This window comes from Pseudomonas sp. HY13-MNA-CIBAN-0226, from assembly GCF_040310305.1.
GTDB classification, from domain to species: Bacteria; Pseudomonadota; Gammaproteobacteria; order Pseudomonadales; family Pseudomonadaceae; genus Aquipseudomonas; species Aquipseudomonas gregormendelii.
Window position 1 is genome coordinate 56,396 of sequence record NZ_JBEOPS010000009.1, and the last position, 22,437, is coordinate 78,832.

Sequence of the window (22,437 nt, forward strand, 5' to 3'; positions counted from 1 at the left end):
CCACCTGGTTTCAAGGGGAACAACAAGATGATCAAACGCAATTTGCTGGTGATGGGCCTTGCGGTCCTGTTGAGCGCCTGCGGTTTCCAGCTGCGTGGTACTGGTACGACTGAGCTGGCGATCAAGGAACTCGACCTGAGCGCACGTAATGCCTACGGCCCTACCGTGACCCAGATGCGCCAGGTGCTCGAAAGCAGCGGCGTCAAGGTTATCGCCGGCGCGCCGTACAAGCTGATCCTGACCAACGAGCAGGAGAGCCAGCGCACTCTCAGCTATGCAGGTGCCGGCCGTACTGGCGAGTACCAGCTGACGACCGTGCTTGAGTACGATATCCGTGGCCAGCGTGATCGCGAGCTGCTGAGCGACAAGATCGAAGTGCAGAAGGTGTTCATCCACGACGGCAACAACCTGGTGGGCTCCGAGCTGGAAGCCGATGATGCGCGCAAGGAAATCCGTCGCGATCTGGTCCAGCGCATGATGTTGCGCCTGCAACAACTCACCCCGGCCCAATTGGATAAGATGCAGCAGACTGCTGACGCCAAGGCCCAGGCTGAGGCCGCCGCCATGGAAGCGGCGCAGAAAGCCGAGGCGGAGACGCCACGTCAATCGCCCGTTGAACTGCCGCAGCAGTAAGACCTGCGGGGCGCCCAGGCGCCCCGCTCCCCCTTTCCCATGAAACTCGCCCCCGCCCAACTCGCCAAACACCTGCAAGGCAACCTCGCGCCGGTCTACATCATCAGCGGCGACGACCCGCTGCTGTGCCAGGAAGCCGCCGACGCCATCCGCGCTGCGGCTCGCCAACAGGGGTTTGATGAGCGCCAGGTATTCGCCGCCGACGCCAGTTTCGACTGGGGCACCTTGCTGCAAGCAGGTGCCAGCATGTCGTTGTTCGCTGAAAAACGCTTGCTTGAACTGCGCCTGCCGTCGGGTAAACCCGGCGACAAGGGCGCTGCCGCTTTCATCGAATATTGCTCGCGACCTGCCGAAGACACAGTACTGCTGATCAGCCTGCCCAAGCTGGACGGCAGCGCACAGAAAACCAAGTGGGGCAAGGCGTTGGTCGAAGGCCAGCACACCCAGTTCGTGCAGATCTGGCCGGTGGATGCCAACCAGCTGCCCAGCTGGATCCGCCAGCGTCTGTCGCAGGCCGGGCTCTCCGCCAGCCAGGACGCGGTCGAACTGATTGCCGCAAGGGTCGAAGGCAACCTGCTGGCTGCCGCCCAGGAAATCGAAAAGCTCAAGCTGATGGCCGAGGGTGGGCAGATCACGGTGGAAACCGTGCAAGCGGCGGTGGCCGACAGCGCGCGTTTCGACGTTTTTGGCCTGACCGATGCGATTCTCAACGGCGAAGCGGCCCACGCACTGCGAATGCTTGAAGGCCTGCGCGGTGAAGGCGTCGAGCCACCGGTCATTCTCTGGGCCCTGGCGCGGGAGCTGCGTTTGCTCGCCAACCTGTCGCTGCAATACAGCCAGGGCGTACCACTGGACAAGGCATTCAGCTCAGCCCGACCACCGGTCTGGGACAAGCGCAAACCGCTCATGAGCAAGGCCCTGCAACGCTACTCGGCGCAACGCTGGGCGCAGTTGTTGCTCGAAGCGCAGCGTATTGATGCGCAGATCAAAGGTCAGGCAGCGGGCTCGCCATGGATGAGTTTGAGTCGGTTATCGTTGTTGATGGCTGGGCAGAGATTGTCGTTGCCTGCGGAATAAGATCAAAAGATCGCAGCCTTCGGCAGCTCCTACGGGTTGTTACTTTCGGGCGTCCTGAAAGGCAAGCAACCGCTCAACATGTTAAGGTCTGCACCTGACTCGTTTTTCCCTGGACCTGTGCATGCCCCTTAGTCTTTCCCGTCGTTGGCCCCTGCGCCAACTGCTAGCTGCCTCCAGCCTCGTTATGCTTGTCGCTTGCGCGGAAAAACCCACCGCCGCCGACGCTCAACCGCTCCAGACCCTCCCTGTCGCAACAGCCCCTGCGGTCATTCCGCCGGTTGTCCCGACCGGTGAAAATCTTGACCTCCAGCCCACGCAGACGTTTGCCGACTGGCAGGCCGGTTTCCGCAAGGAAGCACTCGCCGCCGGGATCCGTGCCGATCTGTTCGATCGCACGTTCGCCAATGTCAGCCTGGACCCCAGTGTCATTCGCGCCGACCGCAGCCAGCCGGAGTTTTCCCGCCCGGTGTGGGAATACCTCGATGGCGCGCTTTCGCCCCTGCGGGTGCGCAAGGGCCAGGCGCTGGTCAGCCAGTACGCCGACATCCTGCAAAGCATCGAGCAGCGCTATGGCGTTGACCGGCAGGTACTGGTGTCGGTCTGGGGCATGGAGAGCAACTTCGGGCAGTTCCAGGGCAGTAAATCGGTCATCAACTCCCTGGCAACCCTGGCCTACGAAGGCCGCCGTCCGGGCTTCGCCCAGGCGCAGTTGATCGCCGCGCTGCAAATCCTGCAACAGGGTGATATCGAACCCGAGAAAATGCTTGGTTCCTGGGCCGGGGCCATGGGCCAGACCCAGTTCATCCCGACGACCTACAACACCCACGCCGTGGACTTCGATGGCGACGGGCGCCGTGACATCTGGGGCAGCTCCGCCGACGCGCTGGCCTCCACCGCGCACTACCTGCAAAGCTCGGGATGGCAGAAAGGCCAGCCCTGGGGCTTTGAAGTTCAGCTGCCGACCGGTTTCAACTACGTCCTGGCAGACGGCACGCTGCGCAAGAGTGTCGCCGAATGGCGGCAGCTGGGCGTAACCCTGCCCGGTGGTGCCCAGGTTCCAGCAGGCTCAGAGCACCTGTCTGCCGCCCTGCTGCTGCCGGCAGGTTACCGTGGCCCGGCCTTCCTGGTGCTGGATAACTTCCGCGCGATTCTCAAGTACAACAACTCGTCGTCCTACGCCCTGGCCGTCAGCCTGCTGTCGGAACGGTTCAGCGGTGGTGGCCTGATCAGTGGTACCTGGCCCAAAGATGACATGCCGCTGAGTCGTACCGAGCGCATTGAATTGCAAAGCCTGCTGAGTGCACAGAACTACGACGCGGGCACCGCCGACGGGATCATAGGCGCCAATACGCGCAAGGCGATACGCAGTGCCCAACAGTCGTTTGGCTGGCCGGCGGATGGGTATCCGACGCACAAGTTGCTGGAAGGCCTGCGTAACCGCTAAAAGCTTCGCGGGCAAGCCCGCTCCCACAGGATCCAGGGCGTACGCAACATTCGCATTCAACCTGGTACTTGTGGGAGCGGGCTTGCCCGCGATGACTGACTATCAGTCCGTGATGATCTAAGACTTGATTACAACATCCTGCTCCAACACCAACGCCTTGCCCCCCGCATCGAGCTTCACCAACGCCCCCATCGGCAGCGTCAGGTTCGGATCACAATGCCCGCTGCGCCAACCGGCCAGTACCGGAATGCGTAAAGGCTCGAAAGTCTGCTTGAGCAACCGCTCAAGCGCAGCCGTCTCCACCCCCGCCACATCGCCAACCAATACCCCGCGCAGCTGGGCCAGCGTGCCCGCCAGGCGCAGGTGCGTCAGCAGCCGGTCAATACGGTACAGCGGCTCGTTGATGTCCTCGATAAACAGGATGACGCCCTCGGCATCGATCGCGTAGGGCGTGCCCATGACGGCCGCGATCATCGACAAGTTGCCGCCGAGCAAGCGCCCGTGGGCAATGCCTGGCTCGATCGTGATCAAGGGGTAGGCCACCGGGTGAGTCAGTACACTCCCCGCCTTCACCTGCCCTCTAAGCATGTTGAAAAACGAGGACTCGGTCGGCCGCTTCCGGTCACCCAGCAGGTCGGCATTGAGCAGCGGCCCGTGAAAGGTCACGAACCCCGCGTATCGACTGATCGCCAGGTGCAGCGCGGTGATGTCGCTGTAGCCAATGAATGGCTTGGCATTGTTGCGCAACAGGTCGAAATCAATGCGATCGAGCAAGCGCGGGGTGCCGTAACCGCCACGCAAGCAAATGATCGCATCGACTTGCGGATCGGCAAACGCGGCGTGCAAATCCGCCAGCCGCCTTTCGTCGCTGCCGGCAAGGTAACCCTCCTTCTCGTAGACCCCGGGAAAAATCCGCAGCGCATACCCGCGAGCACGCATCCAGGCGGTGGCTTTGTCGGTGTCCAGAGGCGCAGGGCCGGCGGGAGCGATGACGCCGATCAGGCCCTCGGCAGGCAGCGCCGGGACAGGAGCGTGCGGGCTGAGAACGTGGGTTGGTTTAACGGTCATCCATGAATCTCCCGGTGTGAAGGCGTCTTGCACCACAGTAGTCAGGAACGGGCACAAACAGAAGAGGGACAGCGCCCTCCAACTGCAGGAAAAAATCGCGGTGTGCCTTAGGCCAGGCAAAAAACAGCCCGCAAGCCGGACAGGCCTTGCGGGCTGTTTTACCAGCAGTTGATCAGGACGACATCAGCTCGGCCTTGACCAGCTTGGCCTGCTCGTCAGCGTGATACGAAGAGCGAACCAGCGGGCCGGATGCGACGTTCTTGAAGCCCATCTTGTAACCTTCCTCGGCGAACCAGGCGAAGGTGTCCGGGTGCACGAAGCGCTGGACTGGCAAGTGGCTGCGCGACGGTTGCAGGTACTGGCCCAGGGTCAGCATGTCGATGTCATGTTCGCGCATGCGCTTCATCACTTCGATGACTTCTTCATCGGTTTCACCCAGCCCCAGCATCAGGCCGGACTTGGTCGGAATGTGCGGCATCATCTGCTTGAAGCGTTGCAGCAGGGTCAGCGACCACTGGTAGTCCGAGCCCGGACGCGCAGCCTTGTACAGGCGCGGCACGGTTTCCAGGTTGTGGTTGAACACATCAGGCGGCTCAGCCACAGTGATTTCCAGCGCCACGTCCATGCGTCCACGGTAATCCGGGACCAGGGTTTCGAGCTGCACATTTGGCGACAGCTTGCGAATTTCGCGGATGCAGTCGGCGAAGTGCTGGGCACCGCCGTCACGCAGGTCATCGCGGTCAACCGAGGTGATCACCACGTATTTGAGTTTCAGATCAGCGATGGCGATGGCCAGGCTTTGCGGCTCATTGACGTCCAGTGGCTTCGGACGACCATGGCCCACGTCGCAGAACGGGCAACGACGGGTGCAGATGTCCCCCATGATCATGAAGGTCGCCGTGCCGCCGGAGAAGCACTCGCCCAGGTTCGGGCAGGACGCCTCTTCGCACACGCTGTGCAGCTTGTGTTTGCGCAGCAGCGCCTTGATGCGGTCGACTTCTGGGGAAACCGGGATGCGCACACGGATCCAGTCCGGCTTTTTTGGCAGTTCGGTGGTCGGAATGATCTTTACCGGGATGCGTGCAACCTTCTCGGCGCCGCGCAGCTTGACGCCGGCTTCAACCTTGGCACGCGGGGCCGGACGCTCGGTAACATCCAGCGTCGGGATCATGGTTTGCACTGCATCAGTAGTCATATCAGTCGATTCCGCCCGTTAGGGTCGTCTGCTCAGCATAGTCGAGGTGTTTGACGAGCTGCGCGCGCAGCCGGGCACTTACCTCGGCAAATTCAATCGATCCTGCGTGATCGCTCAGCTGGGTCATCGCCAGCCCGGCGTAGCCGCAGGGATTAATCCGTCGAAACGGTTCCAGGTTCATGTCCACGTTCAGGGCCAGGCCATGAAAAGAACAGCCGTGGCGAATGCGCAAACCCAGGGAGGCAATTTTTGCCCCGTTTACATACACACCCGGTGCATCCGGCTTGGCTGCAGCGATAACGCCGTAGCTCGCCAGCAGCTCGATCAGGCAATGCTCCATGCGGGTGACCAGGTCACGCACACCAAAACCGAGTTTGCGTACATCGAGCAACAGGTAGGCGACCAACTGGCCGGGGCCGTGATAAGTCACCTGGCCACCACGGTCGACCTGCACCACCGGAATATCACCCGGCAGCAGCAGATGTTCAGCCTTGCCGGCCTGGCCCTGGGTGAACACCGGTGGGTGCTCGACCAGCCAGATCTCGTCCGCGGCATTGCTGCCACGTTCGTTGGTAAAGCGTTGCATGGCATGCCAGACCGGCTCGTAAGCCATCTGGCCAAGCTCGCGAAAGCCCAGCGTGCCAGACATCACAGCACCATGTGCACAAAACCGGTAGCGCGCAATTCGCTGTTGATGTCGTACAGCTGCTCTTGACCGGTAGCGATGATGTGCAGCTGGATGGTCGTGTACTTGCCGTTGGTGCTCTGGCGTTCGGCGAACGTCTTGAGGTCAACAGTGGCGTGCTTCTCAAGGATCGCGATGATCCTGTCCTTGAAACCTACGCCGGTATCGCCGATCACCTTGATAGGATAATCCGCGCAGGGGAATTCGATCTTTGGCGCCTTTACTTCGGTATCGGTCATGGCGTAACGGCCTCGTAAGCGTAAGCCGTGGTAACGAACATGGCCCCGCACCGGATTGGAACGGGGCCATGCAGGTCCACACTAAATCAGTTGAACAAGCCGTAGAAGAATAGACGGATGCTATCCCACATGCGACGGAAGATACCACCCTCGTCGACCGCGTCCAGTGCGATCAGGTCTGCGCTGTGCACAACCTTGTCGTCCAGTTTCACTTCGACTTTACCGATCACGTCGCCTTTGGCGATTGGCGCAATCAGTTGCGGGTTCATGGTCATGCTGGCGGCGAGCTTCTTCAGCTGACCTTTTGGCAGGGTCATGGTCAGGTCTTGAGCCAGGCCGGCCTTGACCTGGTTGGTGGTGCCTTTCCAGACTGGAGCCTGGGCCAGCTCGGCGCCTTTCTGATAGAAGGTCTGGGTTTCGAAGAAGCGGAAACCGTAAGTCAGCAGCTTCTGGGTCTCAGAGGCGCGAGCCACTTCGCTGTTGGTGCCGAAGACCACGGCGATCAGGCGCATGCCGTCACGTACAGCCGAAGACACCATGCAGTAGCCGGCTTCGTCGGTGTGACCGGTTTTCAGGCCGTCCACGGTCTTGTCGCGCCACAGCAGCAGGTTGCGGTTAGGTTGCTTGATGCCGTTCCAGAAGAACTCTTTCTGCGAGTAGATCGCATAGTGAGCAGGGTCTTCGTGGATGATTGCGCGAGCCAGCACGGCCATGTCGTGAGCCGACGAGTAGTGCTCCGGGTTCGGCAGGCCAGTCGGATTCATGAAGTGGCTGTTGGTCATGCCAAGGTCGGCCACGGTTTTGTTCATCATGTCGGCGAAGGCGTCTTCGCTGCCGGCGATGTGCTCGGAGAGCGCAACACTGGCGTCGTTACCCGACTGGATGATGATGCCGTGCAGCAGGTCACTGACCGTTACCTGGGAGCCGACTTTGATGAACATCCGCGAACCGCCGGTGCGCCAGGCGTTTTCGCTGACGGTCACCGGATCGTTTTCGCCGATCTGGCCACGACGAATTTCCAGGGTCGCGATGTACGCGGTCATCAGCTTGGTCAGGCTGGCCGGAGGCAGACGCTGGTCACCGTTGTTCTCGACCAGCACGTTGCCGCTGCTGGCGTCCATGAGTACATAGGATTTAGCCGCCAGTTGAGGTGGCGACGGCATCATCTCGACCGCGAAAGCGGCAGGCGAGATGAGCAGCGGGACTAGCAGGCAAAGGCGTTTGGCAAAGGTGGTGATGTTCATCCGTCTCTCGAAATCGCTAATGGGAACTGCCCAAAGGCAAAACTAATCAGACAGCACTCTAACGAGCTGTCGCGTGTTCAGTTGTTCACTCATAACCCTTGCCGGGCTTTTATTCTTCATCGAGCCAACAACCAGGCTCACCCCCAAATCGCAAGTGAGCCTTCAATCAAGTACTACGTATTACTCGGCGGTGACCAGGCTCGGCGAACCGAGATTGGCCAGTCGCACGCTGTTCTGCACCTGCTGGATTTCACCCGGCGAGCCCATTGGCCCCAGGCGCACCCGGTGCAGGGTTTGCTGATTGCGCACTATCGAACTGATGAACACCGGAGCGCTCACCATTCCGCTCAGCTTCGATCTCAGGAGCTCTGCAGCGTCCGGGTTGGCGAACGCGCCCACCTGCAGATACTGGCCAGAGGCTGGTGCAGAAGCGTTTTTTTTTGCATCGATCTGCACGGGCACTACGGCCGCCGCGTGTTGCTGTGGCGGCGGAGTCCATTGCTCCACCGTACCGGCCGAAGCCGTGATGACCGGTGCCTTGTTCTGGGCGATCTGCGGTTCATTGAGCATCAACGGCGCCGGACGCCCCTTGGCGGCCCACCATTGTTGCGGGTCGATACCCTCGACCTTGACGCGCGCGGTCCCGGTTTCGGCATAACCGAGCTTCTTGGCTGCCGCATAGGACAGGTCGATGATCCGGTCGGAGTAGAACGGCCCACGATCGTTGACTCGCAGCACCACTGATTTGTTGTTGTCCAGGTTGGTCACCCGAACGTAACTTGGCAGTGGCAAGGTCTTGTGGGCGGCACTCATGCCGTACAAGTCATAGACTTCGCCGTTGGCGGTGTTCTGGCCATGGAACTTGGTGCCATACCAGGACGCCGTGCCCGATGCCACGTAGCTCTTCGATTCCTGAATCGGGAAGTAGGTCTTGCCCAGCACGGTGTAGGGGTTGGCTTTGTAAGGACCGGTATGCAGGGTCGGCGTGGCATCCGGAATGCGCGATACGTCGACATCCCACCATGGCGCGCCGTCTTTGTGAGCGCGGTTGATGTCCAGGCCCGGCATGGTGCGCACAGCCGTGGTCGCAGGTTTTTGCGTAGGAGAACGGCTGGTCGAACAACTGGCGACCAGCACCGCCAAGGCACCGAATGCCATCAGCTTCAGGGGTTTATTCATAGGCAATGCCCGCATTACTTGACGCCCCGTGCTTGGACCAGCTGTTCAGACAGTTGATGTACGGCCATGGCATACATCACGCTGCGGTTATAACGCGTGATCGCGTAAAAATTCTTCAGGCCCATCCAGTATTCAGGACCTTGGTCACCTTCCAGGCGGAAAGCCGTGACCGGCATATCATCGCGCAGCGCATCATGACTCGACCACCCCAACGCTCGCAACTCCCCGACGGTTTTAGTCGGCTCGATGCCCGTGGTCAAACCCTCGTCCACCTGGTCGCCACGCGCATCGGCGCGACTGACCACGGGTTCTCCGGCCACCCAGCCGTGACGCTTGAAATAACTGGCGACGCTGCCGATTGCGTCGTCCGGGTTGGTCCAGATATTAATGTGACCATCACCGTCGAAATCCACTGCATAGGCGCGAAAACTGCTCGGCATGAACTGCGGCAGCCCCATGGCCCCGGCGTACGAGCCCTTGAGGGTCAATGGATCGACCTGTTCTTCCCGGGCCAGCAGCAGAAACTCGCGCAATTCCTTGCGGAAAAATTCGGCACGGGGAGGATAGTCGAAACCGAGGGTGGACAAGGCATCGATCACCCGGAAATTACCGGTATTACGGCCGAAAAAGGTCTCAACGCCGATAATTGACACAATCACCTGGGCCGGTACCCCGTATTCCTGTTCGGCACGCGCCAATACGGCTTCGTGCTGGCGCCAGAAGTCCACACCGCGGGCAATGCGCGCGTCGGAGATGAACATCGGGCGATACTCATTCCACTGCTTGACCCGCTCGGCAGGTTTCGAGATCGCGTCCAGAATCGACTGCTTGCGCTCGGCTTCGCGGAACACGCCCATCAGCTGCTCACCGGCGAAACCGTAGTCGCGGGTCATTTCACCGACGAACTCGGCCACCTGCGGAGTGCCTTCGTAATCGCCGGCCAGCGCTTGCTGCGCTGTGCCAAGGATGCCTACCAGGCCGACCCACGGCGCGTATCGAGTCGCCCAGCCACGCATTTCTTGCATTGAAATCTTCACCTTATTCAAACTTGCGCGATCCACTTACGATGGGTATGGATCGACATCAAAACCCCAAACGCTGACAGCAGTGTCACCAGCGAAGTTCCTCCGTAGCTAATGAACGGCAACGGCACCCCCACAACCGGCAACAGGCCACTGACCATACCGATGTTGACGAAAACGTAAACAAAAAACGTCATGGTCAGGGCACCGGCGAGCAATTTTCCGAACAATGTCTGGGCCTGGGCAGTAATGACCAGGCCCCGGCCAATCAGCAACAGGTAGATCAGCAGCAGCGCACAGATGCCCACCAGGCCAAACTCTTCGCCCAACACCGCAATAATGAAGTCGGTGTGGCTTTCCGGCAGGAAGTCCAGGTGCGACTGGGTACCCAGCAGCCAGCCCTTGCCGAACACCCCGCCGGAACCAATGGCGGCTTTGGATTGAATGATGTTCCAGCCGGTGCCCAGCGGATCGCTCTCAGGGTCGAGGAAGGTCAGGACCCGCTGTTTCTGGTATTCGTGCATCACGAAGTACCACATGGCGACGGACACCGGCACCGCGGCCGCAAGCACGCTGAGGATCCAGCGCCAGCGCAGGCCACCCATGAACAACACGAAGGCGCCCCCCGCCAGAATCAGCAGCGAAGTGCCGAGGTCGGGCTGGCGCACGATCAGGATGAACGGCAAACCGATCAGGAACAGGCTTACCGCCACGTGCTTGAGCTGCGGCGGCAAGGTGCGCCTGGACAGGTACCAGGCGATGGTCGCCGGCATCAGGATCTTCATGAACTCCGAAGGCTGGAAGCGGATGACCCCGGGAATGTTGATCCAGCGCGTGGCACCCATGGCGTTGTGGCCCATGATGTCGACCACCACAAGCAACAGCACGCCCAGCACGTAACCTACCGGCACCCAACGGGCCATGAAGCGCGGCTCGAACTGGGCGATGACGACCATCGACACCAGGCCGATGCCGAACGAGGTGGCCTGCTTGGCCAGCAGATCCCAGCTCTTGCCGCTGGCCGAATACAGCACGAACAGGCTGCCGGCCGCGAGGGTCAACAGCAGGATCAGCAACGGACCGTCGATATGCATGCGTTGCAGCAGCGTCGCACGGCGACGCATCACATCTTCACTGGAGAGGATGCGGTCGAAATTACTCTTCACGGGCCGTAGCCTCCGCACTGGTAGGGCTGGCGTACTCGGCTTTCAGCCGACCGTCCTGGCCAAGGAGCCAGGCATCCATGATCTGACGGACCACTGGTGCCGCAACGCCGGAACCGGACTCGCCGTTCTCGACCATTACCGACACGACGATTTTCGGGTTATCGGCCGGCGCGAAGCCGACGAACAGGGCGTGGTCGCGGTGACGTTCCTGAACCTTGGAGCGGTCGTACTTCTCGCCCTGCTTGATCGCGACCACCTGGGCCGTACCACTTTTGCCGGCAATGCGGTATTGCGCACCAATGGCTGCCTTGCGCGCAGTGCCCCTGGCACCGTGCATCACCTGCTGCATGCCGTGGTTGACCTTGGCCCAGTCCGACGGATCGCGCAGGATGATATCCGGCATCGGGTTTTCGTCCTTGGGTCTCTCGCCTTCGACCGTCTTGGCCAGGTGCGGACGATTCCAGACGCCCTTGTTCGCCACCAGGGCCGTGGCTTGCGCCAGTTGCAGCGGTGTCGACTGCATGTACCCCTGGCCGATCCCCAGGATCAATGTCTCGCCAGGGAACCACGCCTGACGGCGGGTGGCGCGCTTCCACTCGCGGGACGGCATCAGCCCCGGCGATTCTTCGAACATGTCCAGCGAGACCTTCTGGCCGATGCCGAACTTGCCCATATAGGCCGACAGCCGATCGATCCCCAGCTTGTGGGCCAGGTCGTAGAAATAGGTGTCGTTGGAGCGCATGATTGCCGTGTCCAGGTCGACGAAGCCGTCACCGGAACGGTTCCAGTTGCGGTACTTGTGGTCGTAGTTTGGCAACTGGTAGTAACCCGGATCGAACACCCGGGTCGATGCGGTCACCACGCCTGAATCCAGGCCGGCAATGGCCACGGCAGGCTTGATGGTCGAGCCCGGCGGGTAAAGGCCGCGCAACACGCGGTTGAACAGCGGCCGGTCAATGGAATCGCGCAACTCGGCATAGGCCTTGAAGCTGATGCCGGTGACGAACAGGTTAGGGTCGAAACTCGGCTGGCTGACCATCGCCAGCACTTCGCCGGTGGCCGGGTCCAATGCCACCACGGCGCCGCGCCGACCGCCAAGTGCCGCTTCGGCAGCTTCCTGCAATTTGATGTCCAGGCTCAGGACAATGTCCCTGCCGGGAATCGGATCGGTACGCTTGAGCACCCGCAGTACACGGCCTCGCGCGTTGGTTTCGACCTCTTCGTAACCCACCTGGCCGTGCAGTTCGGGTTCGTAGAATCGTTCGATACCGGTCTTGCCAATGTGATGGGTGCCGCTGTAATTGACCGGATCGAGGGATTTGAGCTCTTTCTCGTTGATCCGCCCCATGTAACCCACCGAGTGCGCGAAGTGCGCGCCCTGCGGGTAGTGGCGCACCAGTTGCGCGACCACTTCCACCCCGGGCAGGCGGAACTGGTTGACCGCGATCCGGGCGATCTGTTCTTCCGAGAGTTCAAACAGGATCGGCACCGGCTCGAACGGCCGGCGCCCCTGTTTCATGCGCTTTTCGAATATCACCCGATCGTCCGGCGTCAGCTCCAGGACTTCGACGATCACATCGAGCACCTGCTGCCAGTCGCCGGAACGCTCGCGGGTCATGCTCAGACTGAAACTGGGCCGGTTGTCGGCGACAACGACGCCATTGCGGTCGAAGATCAACCCGCGAGTCGGAGGGATCGGCTGCACATGCACCCGGTTGTTTTCCGACAGGGTCGAGTGATACTCGTACTGAATCACCTGCAGGAAATACAGCCGCGCAATCAGCACACAAATCAGCGTCACCACCGCAATTGCCCCGAACACGACGCGGCCACGCACCAGACGGGCGTCTTTTTCGTGGTCCTTGATGCGGATTGGCTGGGGCATGAGGGCAAAGCTACTTGTGGTAAGGGTGGCCGGACAGCACTGTCCAGGCACGATACAGCTGTTCGCCGATCAGGATCCGCACCAGGGGGTGCGGCAGGGTCAACGGCGAGAGCGACCAGCGCTGATCTGCCCGGGCACAGACTTCCGGCGCCAGCCCTTCGGGGCCACCGACCATGAAGTTCACCGTACGCGAGTCCAGGCGCCAGCGATCGAGTTCGACCGCCAACTGCTCTGTACTCCAGGGCTTGCCGTGGACTTCGAGAGTGACAATCCGCTCGTTCGGGCCGACTTTAGCCAGCATGGCTTCGCCTTCCTGTCGGATGAAGCGTGCCACGTCGGCGTTCTTGCCACGGGTATTGAGCGGTATTTCCACCAGTTCCAGCGCCAGCTCGGATGGAAGACGCTTGGCATATTCATGCCAGCCTTCTTCCACCCATTTGGGCATGCGTGAACCGACGGCGATCAGTCGCAGTCGCACAGCGATCCCTTATTATTGCTGGTCTTTGTTGAGCTTGGTGAAGTGCTCATGGGTGTTCTCTGGGCTGTGGTGTGCAGCGCTGGCCGAGCGACTTTGCTCGGCACCGGCCCACAGGCGTTCCAGGTCATAGAACTGACGTGCCGAGGCAGTCATCATGTGTACGATGACGTCGTCCATGTCCAGCAATACCCAGTCGCTGTCGCCCTTGCCTTCTTCACCCAATGGCTTGACGCCCAGGGCTTTGACGGCTTCGCGGACCTTGTCCAGCATCGCGCCGATCTGGCGGTTCGAAGTACCGGTGGCGATGATCATGAAATCGGTGATGCTCTGCTTTTCACGAACGTCGATGACCTGGATGTCCTGGCCCTTCACGTCTTCCAGGGCTGCAACGGCAACCTTGACCAGCTCTTCACCGCGCAACTCCGGCCCGGTTGGCGCCTCTACTGGCAGAGGGGCGCTCTTGAATGTGCCTTTGCGCTTTACTTTAGCTACGTCTTTGTCAGTCATATAAAACTCGTTTTGCTCGTATGTTCGGGCGCTTCGCTACACGTGATCACGTGCCTTGAAGCTCGCCGTTTTTCAGTTCGACGCACGGTAGAGTCCGTGCGCATCGATGTAGGCCAGGACCGCGTCGGGCACCAGGAAACGTACCGACTTACCGCTGGCCAGCAGTTGACGGATCTGGGTGGCGGATACCGCGAGCGGCGTCTGCCAGACGAATGCAATCTGTCCGCTCGGCCCTTTCAGGGCCAGCGGGTCGCTCACCGAACGCGCTGCCAGCAGGTTGCGCAAGGCATCCGGCGGTTCGCTGTCGGCATCCGGGCGTTGCAGCACCAGGATGTGGCAATGCTGGAGTAACTCTTCCCAGCGATGCCAAGTGGGCAGGCCGCAAAATGCGTCCCAGCCCAAAAGTAGAAAAACCTGGTCCTCAGCGGCCAGTTCGGCGCGCATCAGCTCCAGGGTGTCGATAGTGTAGGACGGTTTGTCCCGCTGCAATTCGCGAGCGTCCACCACCAACGGTGCCACACCGGCCACCGCGCATTCGACCATTGCCAACCGGTCCTTCGCCGACACCTGCGGCGTACCGCGATGAGGCGGTCGGGCGCTGGGTGTCAGGCGCAATTCGTCCAGTGCCAGGGATTCGGCGACTTCCAGCCCACCGCGCAAGTGGCCGATGTGCACCGGATCGAACGTGCCGCCCAGTACGCCTATGCGTCGCGGGGCAGGCTCGTCGGGAGTGACCGGCGCTGTCAGGTCGAGGTCGCCCAAGTCAAACCGACGCCTGGCCGCGCAACTGGCCATCGCCGACCACGATATATTTCTCGCAGGTCAGGCCTTCCAGACCCACAGGTCCGCGGGCGTGCAGCTTATCAGTAGAAATGCCGATCTCGGCACCTAATCCATATTCAAACCCGTCGGCGAAGCAGGTCGGGGTGTTGATCATCACCGATGCCGAATCGACTTCGGCGACGAAACGTCGCGTGTCGGCGAGGCTTTCGCTGACAATCGAGTCGGTGTGATGGGAACCGTGCTGGTTGATATGTTCGATGGCCTGGTCCAGCCCATCGACTACGCGGATCGACAGGATCGGCGCCAGGTATTCGGTGTTCCAGTCGTCTTCGGTGGCCACGGCCGCATCGATGATCGCCCGGGTCCGGGCGCAGCCGCGCAGTTCAACGCCTTTCTCGCGGAACTGGGCGGCCATCGACGGCAGGAAATCCCTGGCAACGGTTTCATCCACCAGCAGGGTTTCCATCGCACCGCAGATGCCATACCGGTAGGTCTTGGCGTTGAAGGCGATGCGCCGGGCTTTCGCCAGGTCGGCGTGAGCGCTGACGTAAACGTGGCAAATACCGTCAAGATGCTTGATCACGGGCACTCGCGCATCGCGGCTGACCCGTTCGATCAGGCCACGGCCACCACGGGGCACGATGACATCGACGTACTCGGGCATGGTAATCAGGGCGCCGACTGCTGCACGGTCAGTGGTTTCGACCACTTGCACCACGGCGGCAGGCAACTCGGCCTCGGCCAGGCCGCGCTGGATGCACGCAGCGATGGCGCGATTGGAGTGAATCGCCTCTGAGCCGCCACGCAAAATGGTCGCATTACCCGACTTGAGGCAAAGGCTGGCGGCGTCGATGGTCACATTGGGACGCGACTCGTAGATGATCCCGATCACCCCCAGGGGCACACGCATCTTGCCGACCTGAATACCGGAAGGCCGAAAGCTCATGTCGCGAATGGCGCCTACAGGGTCGGGCAAGGCCGCGACCTGGCGCAGACCGACGATCATCCCGTCGATACGCTCCGGCGTCAGGGCCAGGCGCTCCAGCAGCGCAGGCTCCAGACCATTGGCACGACCGGCCGCCAGATCCAGCTCATTGGCAGCGGCAAGCTCGACGCGCGCCGCGTCCAGCGCATTGGCAGCAGCCTGCAGGGCGCGGTTTTTCTGCGCGGTGCTGGCACGGCCAATGACGCGAGAAGCTTCGCGGGCAGCGCGACCCAGGCGGGTCATGTAGTCAAGAACGGACTCAGTCATGGTCTAGAGTGGTCTTTGCTTGGTCTTGTTAAAGAGTAAAGCGGCAGATTATAGCTGCCGCGACCCGTGACTAACAGCGGTGACGGGCGGATGGTCGAAATGGACTTCAATTTGCCGACGTTCAGCCGTAATTAAGGTGCACATTGTTATCATCACGGCTCAATCAGCCCTGATAAACGCTGTTCCTCATGACTAACCTGAATGCCCCATCCGTCGCCGCCCTCAAGCCCCACGGGCTTGCGGACGCTTTTTTCGACCGCGACGCACAGACGCTGGCGCGGGATCTGCTGGGCAAAGTTATCCGGCACCGGGTCGGTGGATTGTGGCTCAGCGCCAGAATCATCGAGACCGAAGCCTATTACTTCGAAGAAAAAGGCAGCCACGCCTCCCTAGGCTATACAGAAAAGCGTAAGGCTTTGTTTCTGGATGGCGGCCACATCTATATGTATTACGCCCGCGGCGGTGACTCCCTGAACTTCAGCGCCCTCGGGCCGGGCAATGCCGTGTTGATCAAGTCGGCCTACCCCTGGGTCGACGAACTGAGCGGCCCGGCCAGCCTCGCGCAAATGCTGTTGAACAACCCCGATGGCCAAGGACGCCCTCGCCCGTCGCAGAAGCTCTGCGCCGGGCAGACCTTGCTGTGCAAGGCGCTGGGCCTGAAAGTGCCAATGTGGGACGCCAAGCGCTTTGACCATGAGGTGCTGTTGGTGGAAGACGTGGGAGCGGCACCGGCTCATGTGATCCAGACCACTCGACTGGGAATTCCCCAAGGACGGGATGAACACCTGATGTACCGCTTCGTCGATGCTGCTTATGCGCCCTATTGCACGCGGAACCCGCTGCGACGCGGGCAGGTCGAAGGGCGGGATTATATTTTGCTGAATTGATTAATCGAGCCCCCTGTAGGCGCGAGCTTGCTCGCGATGTTTTCCAGAGAGCCGCGCTGATGCAGAAAGCACTCGCTATCGTTAGCGACCATCGCGAGCAAGCTCGTTCCTACAGGGTCGGTGGTGTGTTGAAGCCTGCGTTCGTCCACTGCGGACGCTTATAAAAATTCGATGGAGTAGTTTTTATGGGCCCATGGCTCGATAGCGTGACCGGATGGCTTGCGGCAAACCCGCAGTGGTTGGCCGCGGCTGTATTCATCGTGGCCTTCGTCGAGTGCCTGGCGATTGCAGGACTGATTGTCCCCGGTACCGTATTGCTGTTTGCCGTCGCAGTGCTGGCCGGCAGTGGCGCGCTATCCTTGAGCGAGACGTTATTCCTGGGATTTATCGCCGGCATATCGGGCGATATCGTGTCGTACTTCATCGGGCGACATTTTCACCAGAACATCCGTCGCCTGCCAGGCTTGCGCCATCATCCGGAATGGATTGCCGGCGCAGAGTCGTACTTCCAGCGTTATGGCATTGCCAGTTTGCTGGTTGGCCGCTTCATCGGCCCGCTGCGTCCCATGCTGCCCATGGTCGCGGGAATGTTCGACATGCCCTTCCCGCGCTTTGCCGCCGTAAGCCTGTTGGCTGCTGCTGGCTGGAGCGTCGCCTACCTCCTGCCTGGCTGGGCCACCGGCGCGGCGATTCGTCTGCCTTTGCCGGAAGGTTTCTGGCCGGAAGCCGGCATCGTGGCGGGCAGCATTGCGGTGATGGTCGGCTTGAGCATCACCAGCAGCATGCGTCGCCATCGCAAGGCGACGGTGTTGATTGCCAGCATGAGCCTGCTGATTCTGGCCGGGTTGTTCATCGGCTATCCGCACCTGACCGCACTCGACCAGGGGGTGATGACGCTGGTGCAGGAACATCGCAGCCCGACACTCGATGAAGTCGCCGTGACGCTGACGATTATTGGCGAATTCCGCAACATGCTGCTGTTCAGTGCACTGCTTGTGACCTTGCTGCTGGTGATGCGTCAGTGGCGCCAGGCAGTATTCGCCTGCGCAACCTTGTTGATCACGGCACTGGCCAATACCGGGACCAAACAGTTCTTCGCCCGGGTACGTCCGGAAATTCTCAGCGACCCACTGACCAGCTACAGCATGCCCAGCGGCCATGCCTCCGGAGCGTTTGCGCTGTTCCTGACCCTGGCGGTGCTGGCCGGTCGCGGGCAACCCCCACGCATGCGCCTGACCTGGCTGCTGGTGGGATGCCTGCCGGCGCTGGCGATTGCGTTGTCGCGGGTCTACCTGGGTGCGCACTGGCCGACCGACATTACGGCAGGGGCCATGCTGGCGGCCTGTGTCTGTGCGGCAAGCCTGTGGACAATACAGCGCGGTGAAGAATTGAAGGCCATGCCACCCAGGGTCTGGTGGCTGGTATTGCCGGCAATGGTGGCGCTGTTCGGCTTCTTTGCCCTGCGCCACTTGCCGCATGCCATGCTGCGCTACGCCTACTGAGGCGCAGCGCATTGGCGTGGTGATCAGGTGAACAACTCACCTTGCAGTTCATCGAGCAGTGCCTGGATGGCATCCAGGCGCTGCTGCGGATCATCGAGTTGCAGCAAATCGATCTTGTCCACTTCGGCGAACGGCAACAGATACGCCAGCTGATTGGCCAACGACTGCTGCCCGGTCGCTTCGGTCCCCATGTTCAAGGCCTCGACCATCGGGTGCTCGGCCAATGCCTTGAGCAAGGCCACCAGGTCCGCGTCTTCGTCCTGCAGCGGTTGCTCCGGCTCGTCTTCCAGCCACTCGACCTCGGCAACCGTCAACTGATCGCGCTGGACCTCGGTGCTCAGCACATTGAAGCGCCTGCCGCCTTGGACGCGGATGCCCAGCAAACCATTGGCCTGCTGCTTGAAGTCGGTGATCAGCGCTTCACATCCCACCAGCGCATAACCCTGCGGAGCAAGGCCGACCTCTTCGCCATCAAGGATGCACACCACGCCGAACCCGCCGCCCTGCTTCATGCAACGGCCGATCATGTCCAGATAGCGCGCCTCAAAAATCTGCAAGTCGAGGATGCAGCCAGGAAACAGCACTGTGTTCAGTGGAAAAAGCGGCAAGCTCATAGACATTTTCCTTACACCACCATCGACACCGCCAACGGCAGGAACACCGCCGTGGCCACGCCCATCAGACTCATTGCCAGCGCCGCAAAGGCGCCGCACTCTTCACTTTCCTGCAGGGCTACCGAAGTGCCCACCGCATGGGCCGTCATGCCCAACGCCATGCCCCGCGCCTCAGGGCTGTGCACGCCGAGCCGATTCAACAGGCCAGGCCCGAAAATCGCCCCGATCACGCCGGTTATGAGCACGAACACCGCCGCCAGCGCGGCCACCCCACCAATCTGCTCCGCGACCAGCATCGCAATCGGCGAGGTCACGGACTTGGGCGCCATGGTCATCAGGATCATGTGCTCTGCGCCAAACGACCAGCCCAGCAACACCCCAAGACCGGTAGCGACCACGCCGCCTATCACCAGCGTAGTAAATATCGGCCAGAACAACTGCCGAATGCGTCGCAGGTTCAGGTAAAGCGGCACGGCCAGCGCCACAGTCGCCGGCCCCAGGAGGATGCTGAGGATCTCGGTGCTCTTGCGATACTCGGCATAAGTAATGCCGCAACCTGCCAGCACTGCAATCACCAACAGCATGGAGACCAGTACCGGTTGTAAAAAGACCCAGCGGGTCTTCTCGAATGCCGCCAGCACCAGCTGGTAGGCGCCCAGCGTAATGCCGATGCCGAACAATGGATGGTGGATCACGGACGTCCAGGCGCCCTGCCAGTCAAAGATCATTGGCTGTCCTCAGGCGGCGCGTGACGCTTGACCAAACGCTGCATCAGCACCCCGGCGAACGCCATCGACAGCAACAGCGACAGCACCAGCGCGCCAACAATGGCCCAGAAGTCTGCGGCAATATCCTTGGCGTACACCATCACGCCCACGGCTGGCGGCACCAGCAACAGCGGCAGGTAGCGCAGCAGGCTGCCGGCTGCCAGGCTCAGTGGCTCGCCCACCTGCCCGCGACTGATCAGATACGCCAGCAACAGCAGCAGCCCGACGATGGGCCCTGGCAACACCGGCAAAAACAGGTGATTGATCGCTGTTCCCAGCAATTGGAACAGCACCAGCCATGTCAAACCTCGTAGCAACATCCTGGCCTCCCGCCAATCCCGTCACCCGCAATGGCGGGCCGAGCATTATAAGCATGCCAACGCTATGGACCGGCATTCGCCAAAAGCATGGTCAGTTGACCGCAGTAAACGGCCATGGTGATCTAAAGTGGTAATTCGGGAGGTCTGAGCCCCCCACCTCAAAACTATAAAACCGATGAACCCAAGGAGAGTCTCAATGCCCTATGTTCCAGTTGCAGAGCTCAAAGATTATGTCGGCAAGGAACTTGGAAGTTCCGAATGGCTCACCATCGACCAGGAGCGCATCAACCTGTTCGCCGAAGCCACCGGGGATTACCAGTTCATCCACGTCGACCCGGTCAAAGCCGCGCAAACGCCATTCGGGAGCACCATCGCCCACGGCTTCCTGTCGCTGTCGCTGATCCCCAAGCTGATGGAAGACATCCTCATACTGCCTGAAGGCCTGAAGATGGTGGTCAATTATGGCCTCGACAGCGTGCGGTTCATTCAGCCGGTCAAAGTCAATTCCAGGGTCCGCCTCAAGGTCGACCTGGCCGAAGTCACCGAGAAAAAGCCCGGCCAATGGCTCCTCAAGGCCACCGCCACGCTGGAAATCGAAGGCTCAGAGAAACCGGCCTACATTGCCGAACCCCTGTCGCTCTGCTTCGTGTAAATGATCCTGGATGCGAAGCAGCTCATGCTGTTTCGCGCCTTCTCCTGCTTTCCTGGCTATATAAGGTCATGGAGCTGCGGCATACTCGGTCGCCTAATTGCCCGGATCCCGCTATGCGCTCGATTGCCCTCCTCGCGTTGACCCTGTTGCTGACCGCTTGCGGAGACGGCGAATCGCTGCTGCCCCCTGACGCGCGCCTGCCGGACGGCGGACGCTATCGCGGCGAACTGGTAGATGGATTGCTGCAAGGCCAGGGCCGCGTCGATTATCCGAACGGCAGCTGGTATGCCGGCGAGTTCGACAAAGGCCAATGGCATGGCCAGGGCGAGTGGCACGGCAGCAATGGCGAAGTGTATCGCGGACAATTCAACCAGGGCCTGTTCGACGGCCAGGGTACGCTGACCACCAATGGCAGCAGCTATACCGGCGGTTTCAAGGCCGGTCGAAGGGACGGCGAAGGCACCCTCAAAGAAAACGGCATGACCTATCGCGGCGAGTTCAAGGCCGATCAATATTCAGGACTGGGTCGCCTCGAGCTCGAGGACGGCAGTTCGTATCAGGGCCAGTTCGCCCATGGCAAACCCAACGGTGAAGGCCAGCGCGGCGACGCCAGTGGCAACCAGTTCACCGGCAATTTTGTCGACGGTCAGCTGGAGGGTAACGGGACCTTCAACAGTGCCGATGGCGATATCTATGTCGGCAGCTTCAAAAACAACCAGCTGCACGGCAAGGGTCGCTACGAGAATGCCGATGGCGATGTCTGGCTCGGGCAGTTCAAGGAAGGGTCGCTCAATGGCAAAGGCGAACTGATTGGCGCCGATGGCAGCCATTACGTGGGTCAGTTCAGCGATTGGCGCTTCAGCGGCCCGGGGCGATTGAACCTTGCGGACGGCAGTTTCTATGTTGGCCAGTTCGACAATGACAGCTACTCGGGTCGCGGCACGCTGGTGTTGACTGACGGCACCGTGCAAAGCGGTACCTGGATCGCTGGCCAGCGGGTTCGCGATGCCGAAGGCAAGCTGCTGCCTGACAGCCTTGAGCTTGGCCTGCTGGCCCAGGGGCGGTTACTGGACGACGCGCTGGCAAGCGTGCCCGCCTCGACGCCAGCCGTCGAGCTCTACACCCTGACCCTCGGGGGTGATGGCAAGCAGAGCGTGTTCCTGCGCGAGTCCGATTACGTCAGCAACATGCTCAGCAGCCGTTTCGGTGCGTTTGGCCAGATCCGCCTGGTCAATCATCGCGACCATCTGGTGGATCGACCGATGGCCACCCGGGAAAACCTGCGCCGCGCCGCGGCGACCCTGGCCGAGCGCAGCGGGCCGGAAGACCTTATTTTCATTTACCTGACCAGCCACGGCACCAGCGAGCATGAACTGGTCCTGGACCAACCGCGCATGGAGTTGTCAGACCTGCCGGCAGACGAGCTTGCCGCAGTGCTGGCCCCGCTGAAAAATCGCGACAAGATCATCGTGATTTCCGCGTGCTACTCCGGTGGTTTCATCCCGACCCTCAAGGATGAACGCACCCTGATCATGACCGCCTCACGGGCTGATCGCGTGTCGTTCGGCTGCTCCGAGGAAGCCAACTTCACCTATTTCGGCGATGCCCTGTTCGCCCAGGCGCTGAACCAGACCGATGACTTGGAACAAGCCTTCAAGCTGGCCAGGGCCACCGTGGCCGAGCGCGAGCTGGCTGACAACTTTGAAGCATCCGAACCGCAGATCTGGGCGCCCAAAACCGTCCTGTCGCACTGGCAATTATTGCGCAAGCAGCAGGCACGCAAAGCGCTGCAAAGTGTGTCTGTCGACAGCAAGGATGCAAAGAGCAACTAAGCTGAA

The 22,437-nt window shown here is 61.0% G+C and carries 23 protein-coding genes; 7 read left to right on the top strand and 16 right to left on the bottom strand.

Going from position 1 to position 22,437, the window contains the following annotated elements; translation table 11 throughout:
- Positions 1-27 precede the first annotated feature (27 nt).
- From AAEZ05_RS11680 to AAEZ05_RS11690, 3 genes are all read left to right on the top strand, one after another.
- Positions 28-633, top strand: coding sequence for an LPS-assembly lipoprotein LptE (locus AAEZ05_RS11680; protein WP_045062084.1), 606 nt, complete (start codon positions 28-30; stop codon positions 631-633).
- A gap of 39 nt (positions 634-672) precedes the next feature.
- The gene (holA, locus tag AAEZ05_RS11685; protein WP_045062085.1) at positions 673-1,710 is read left to right on the top strand and encodes a DNA polymerase III subunit delta; all 1,038 of its coding nucleotides are present in this window, start codon (positions 673-675) and stop codon (positions 1,708-1,710) included.
- A 121-nt stretch (positions 1,711-1,831) separates the two neighbouring features.
- The gene (locus AAEZ05_RS11690) at positions 1,832-3,154 is read left to right on the top strand and encodes a lytic murein transglycosylase (protein ID WP_350647499.1); all 1,323 of its coding nucleotides are present in this window, start codon (positions 1,832-1,834) and stop codon (positions 3,152-3,154) included.
- Between the two features lie 117 nt (positions 3,155-3,271).
- Here AAEZ05_RS11690 and AAEZ05_RS11695 read toward each other — a convergent pair whose 3' ends face one another.
- The 13 genes from AAEZ05_RS11695 to AAEZ05_RS11755 form a co-directional block, all read right to left on the bottom strand.
- On the bottom strand, positions 3,272-4,222 hold the full coding sequence (locus tag AAEZ05_RS11695; protein ID WP_350647501.1) for a S66 peptidase family protein: 951 nt from the start codon (positions 4,220-4,222) through the stop codon (positions 3,272-3,274).
- Between the two features lie 172 nt (positions 4,223-4,394).
- The gene (gene lipA / locus AAEZ05_RS11700; RefSeq protein WP_045062088.1) at positions 4,395-5,417 is read right to left on the bottom strand and encodes a lipoyl synthase; all 1,023 of its coding nucleotides are present in this window, start codon (positions 5,415-5,417) and stop codon (positions 4,395-4,397) included.
- Between the two features lies 1 nt (position 5,418).
- Positions 5,419-6,066 carry a lipoyl(octanoyl) transferase LipB gene (lipB, locus tag AAEZ05_RS11705; RefSeq protein WP_205893040.1) on the bottom strand — a complete coding sequence of 216 codons (648 nt, stop codon included), beginning with the start codon at positions 6,064-6,066 and terminating at the stop codon, positions 5,419-5,421.
- Positions 6,066-6,341 (bottom strand): DUF493 domain-containing protein, encoded by a 276-nt coding sequence (locus AAEZ05_RS11710; RefSeq protein ID WP_045062090.1) that lies wholly within the window; start codon positions 6,339-6,341, stop codon positions 6,066-6,068. Before AAEZ05_RS11710 ends, lipB begins: the two co-directional genes overlap by 1 nt.
- 86 nt (positions 6,342-6,427) lie before the next feature.
- A complete protein-coding gene (locus AAEZ05_RS11715) occupies positions 6,428-7,585 on the bottom strand; it encodes a D-alanyl-D-alanine carboxypeptidase family protein (protein WP_045062091.1) in 1,158 nt (385 codons plus the stop codon).
- A 180-nt stretch (positions 7,586-7,765) separates the two neighbouring features.
- The gene (locus tag AAEZ05_RS11720; protein ID WP_045062092.1) at positions 7,766-8,779 is read right to left on the bottom strand and encodes a septal ring lytic transglycosylase RlpA family protein; all 1,014 of its coding nucleotides are present in this window, start codon (positions 8,777-8,779) and stop codon (positions 7,766-7,768) included.
- Positions 8,779-9,789, bottom strand: coding sequence for a lytic murein transglycosylase B (gene mltB, locus AAEZ05_RS11725; RefSeq protein ID WP_045062093.1), 1,011 nt, complete (start codon positions 9,787-9,789; stop codon positions 8,779-8,781). Before mltB ends, AAEZ05_RS11720 begins: the two co-directional genes overlap by 1 nt.
- Positions 9,790-9,806: 17 nt before the next feature.
- Positions 9,807-10,910 carry a rod shape-determining protein RodA gene (gene rodA / locus AAEZ05_RS11730; protein ID WP_350647618.1) on the bottom strand — a complete coding sequence of 368 codons (1,104 nt, stop codon included), beginning with the start codon at positions 10,908-10,910 and terminating at the stop codon, positions 9,807-9,809.
- Between the two features lie 31 nt (positions 10,911-10,941).
- A complete protein-coding gene (gene mrdA, locus AAEZ05_RS11735; RefSeq protein ID WP_350647504.1) occupies positions 10,942-12,837 on the bottom strand; it encodes a penicillin-binding protein 2 in 1,896 nt (631 codons plus the stop codon).
- Positions 12,838-12,847: 10 nt separating this feature from the next.
- Positions 12,848-13,315, bottom strand: coding sequence for a 23S rRNA (pseudouridine(1915)-N(3))-methyltransferase RlmH (gene rlmH / locus AAEZ05_RS11740; RefSeq protein ID WP_003185785.1), 468 nt, complete (start codon positions 13,313-13,315; stop codon positions 12,848-12,850).
- A gap of 12 nt (positions 13,316-13,327) precedes the next feature.
- On the bottom strand, positions 13,328-13,822 hold the full coding sequence (rsfS, locus tag AAEZ05_RS11745; RefSeq protein ID WP_045062095.1) for a ribosome silencing factor: 495 nt from the start codon (positions 13,820-13,822) through the stop codon (positions 13,328-13,330).
- Positions 13,823-13,894: 72 nt separating this feature from the next.
- Positions 13,895-14,584, bottom strand: coding sequence for a nicotinate-nucleotide adenylyltransferase (gene nadD / locus AAEZ05_RS11750; protein ID WP_177328597.1), 690 nt, complete (start codon positions 14,582-14,584; stop codon positions 13,895-13,897).
- Position 14,585: 1 nt separating this feature from the next.
- Positions 14,586-15,857, bottom strand: coding sequence for a glutamate-5-semialdehyde dehydrogenase (locus tag AAEZ05_RS11755; RefSeq protein WP_350647506.1), 1,272 nt, complete (start codon positions 15,855-15,857; stop codon positions 14,586-14,588).
- A 188-nt stretch (positions 15,858-16,045) separates the two neighbouring features.
- Here AAEZ05_RS11755 and AAEZ05_RS11760 point away from each other — a divergent pair, with 188 nt between their 5' ends.
- Positions 16,046-16,744 carry a DNA-3-methyladenine glycosylase gene (locus AAEZ05_RS11760; protein WP_205893036.1) on the top strand — a complete coding sequence of 233 codons (699 nt, stop codon included), beginning with the start codon at positions 16,046-16,048 and terminating at the stop codon, positions 16,742-16,744.
- 185 nt (positions 16,745-16,929) lie between these two features.
- Positions 16,930-18,246, top strand: a complete 1,317-nt coding sequence (locus tag AAEZ05_RS11765; RefSeq protein ID WP_045061507.1) for a bifunctional DedA family/phosphatase PAP2 family protein — start codon at positions 16,930-16,932, stop codon at positions 18,244-18,246.
- Between the two features lie 23 nt (positions 18,247-18,269).
- Here AAEZ05_RS11765 and AAEZ05_RS11770 read toward each other — a convergent pair whose 3' ends face one another.
- Genes AAEZ05_RS11770 through AAEZ05_RS11780 form a run of 3 tightly spaced genes read right to left on the bottom strand, consistent with a single transcriptional unit; the run spans position 18,270 to position 19,947 of the window.
- Positions 18,270-18,860: an LON peptidase substrate-binding domain-containing protein gene (locus AAEZ05_RS11770; RefSeq protein WP_045061508.1), complete on the bottom strand. Its 591-nt coding sequence runs from the start codon at positions 18,858-18,860 to the stop codon at positions 18,270-18,272.
- Positions 18,861-18,871: 11 nt separating this feature from the next.
- Positions 18,872-19,588 (bottom strand): LrgB family protein, encoded by a 717-nt coding sequence (locus AAEZ05_RS11775; protein ID WP_045061509.1) that lies wholly within the window; start codon positions 19,586-19,588, stop codon positions 18,872-18,874.
- Entirely contained in the window at positions 19,585-19,947 is a 363-nt protein-coding gene (locus AAEZ05_RS11780) for a CidA/LrgA family protein (protein WP_045061510.1), read from the bottom strand. The genes AAEZ05_RS11775 and AAEZ05_RS11780 overlap by 4 nt, the downstream gene beginning before the upstream one ends.
- 196 nt (positions 19,948-20,143) lie before the next feature.
- Between AAEZ05_RS11780 and AAEZ05_RS11785 the strand changes: the two genes are divergently transcribed.
- Both AAEZ05_RS11785 and AAEZ05_RS11790 read left to right on the top strand, forming a co-directional pair.
- Positions 20,144-20,599 (top strand): MaoC family dehydratase, encoded by a 456-nt coding sequence (locus AAEZ05_RS11785; protein ID WP_045061511.1) that lies wholly within the window; start codon positions 20,144-20,146, stop codon positions 20,597-20,599.
- A gap of 113 nt (positions 20,600-20,712) precedes the next feature.
- Positions 20,713-22,431: a C13 family peptidase gene (locus tag AAEZ05_RS11790; RefSeq protein ID WP_045061512.1), complete on the top strand. Its 1,719-nt coding sequence runs from the start codon at positions 20,713-20,715 to the stop codon at positions 22,429-22,431.
- The last annotated feature ends 6 nt before the right edge of the window (positions 22,432-22,437 follow it).

Excerpts from the sequence above, each read along its gene's own strand:
- AAEZ05_RS11720 (WP_045062092.1), bottom strand. The coding sequence starts at position 8,779 with ATGCGGGCATTGCCTATGAATAAACCCCTGAAGCTGATGGCATTCGGT.
- AAEZ05_RS11780 (WP_045061510.1), bottom strand. The coding sequence starts at position 19,947 with ATGTTGCTACGAGGTTTGACATGGCTGGTGCTGTTCCAATTGCTGGGA.
- AAEZ05_RS11775 (WP_045061509.1), bottom strand. The coding sequence starts at position 19,588 with ATGATCTTTGACTGGCAGGGCGCCTGGACGTCCGTGATCCACCATCCA.
- mltB (WP_045062093.1), bottom strand. The coding sequence starts at position 9,789 with ATGCAAGAAATGCGTGGCTGGGCGACTCGATACGCGCCGTGGGTCGGC.
- AAEZ05_RS11715 (WP_045062091.1), bottom strand. The coding sequence starts at position 7,585 with ATGAACATCACCACCTTTGCCAAACGCCTTTGCCTGCTAGTCCCGCTG.
- AAEZ05_RS11755 (WP_350647506.1), bottom strand. The coding sequence starts at position 15,857 with ATGACTGAGTCCGTTCTTGACTACATGACCCGCCTGGGTCGCGCTGCC.
- AAEZ05_RS11785 (WP_045061511.1), top strand. The coding sequence starts at position 20,144 with ATGCCCTATGTTCCAGTTGCAGAGCTCAAAGATTATGTCGGCAAGGAA.
- holA (WP_045062085.1), top strand. The coding sequence starts at position 673 with ATGAAACTCGCCCCCGCCCAACTCGCCAAACACCTGCAAGGCAACCTC.
- AAEZ05_RS11790 (WP_045061512.1), top strand. The coding sequence starts at position 20,713 with ATGCGCTCGATTGCCCTCCTCGCGTTGACCCTGTTGCTGACCGCTTGC.
- AAEZ05_RS11770 (WP_045061508.1), bottom strand. The coding sequence starts at position 18,860 with ATGAGCTTGCCGCTTTTTCCACTGAACACAGTGCTGTTTCCTGGCTGC.
- lipB (WP_205893040.1), bottom strand. The coding sequence starts at position 6,066 with ATGTCTGGCACGCTGGGCTTTCGCGAGCTTGGCCAGATGGCTTACGAG.
- rsfS (WP_045062095.1), bottom strand. The coding sequence starts at position 13,822 with ATGACTGACAAAGACGTAGCTAAAGTAAAGCGCAAAGGCACATTCAAG.
- AAEZ05_RS11695 (WP_350647501.1), bottom strand. The coding sequence starts at position 4,222 with ATGACCGTTAAACCAACCCACGTTCTCAGCCCGCACGCTCCTGTCCCG.
- mrdA (WP_350647504.1), bottom strand. The coding sequence starts at position 12,837 with ATGCCCCAGCCAATCCGCATCAAGGACCACGAAAAAGACGCCCGTCTG.
- AAEZ05_RS11760 (WP_205893036.1), top strand. The coding sequence starts at position 16,046 with ATGACTAACCTGAATGCCCCATCCGTCGCCGCCCTCAAGCCCCACGGG.
- AAEZ05_RS11765 (WP_045061507.1), top strand. The coding sequence starts at position 16,930 with ATGGGCCCATGGCTCGATAGCGTGACCGGATGGCTTGCGGCAAACCCG.
- rodA (WP_350647618.1), bottom strand. The coding sequence starts at position 10,910 with ATGCGTCGCCGTGCGACGCTGCTGCAACGCATGCATATCGACGGTCCG.
- AAEZ05_RS11690 (WP_350647499.1), top strand. The coding sequence starts at position 1,832 with ATGCCCCTTAGTCTTTCCCGTCGTTGGCCCCTGCGCCAACTGCTAGCT.
- lipA (WP_045062088.1), bottom strand. The coding sequence starts at position 5,417 with ATGACTACTGATGCAGTGCAAACCATGATCCCGACGCTGGATGTTACC.
- AAEZ05_RS11710 (WP_045062090.1), bottom strand. The coding sequence starts at position 6,341 with ATGACCGATACCGAAGTAAAGGCGCCAAAGATCGAATTCCCCTGCGCG.
- AAEZ05_RS11680 (WP_045062084.1), top strand. The coding sequence starts at position 28 with ATGATCAAACGCAATTTGCTGGTGATGGGCCTTGCGGTCCTGTTGAGC.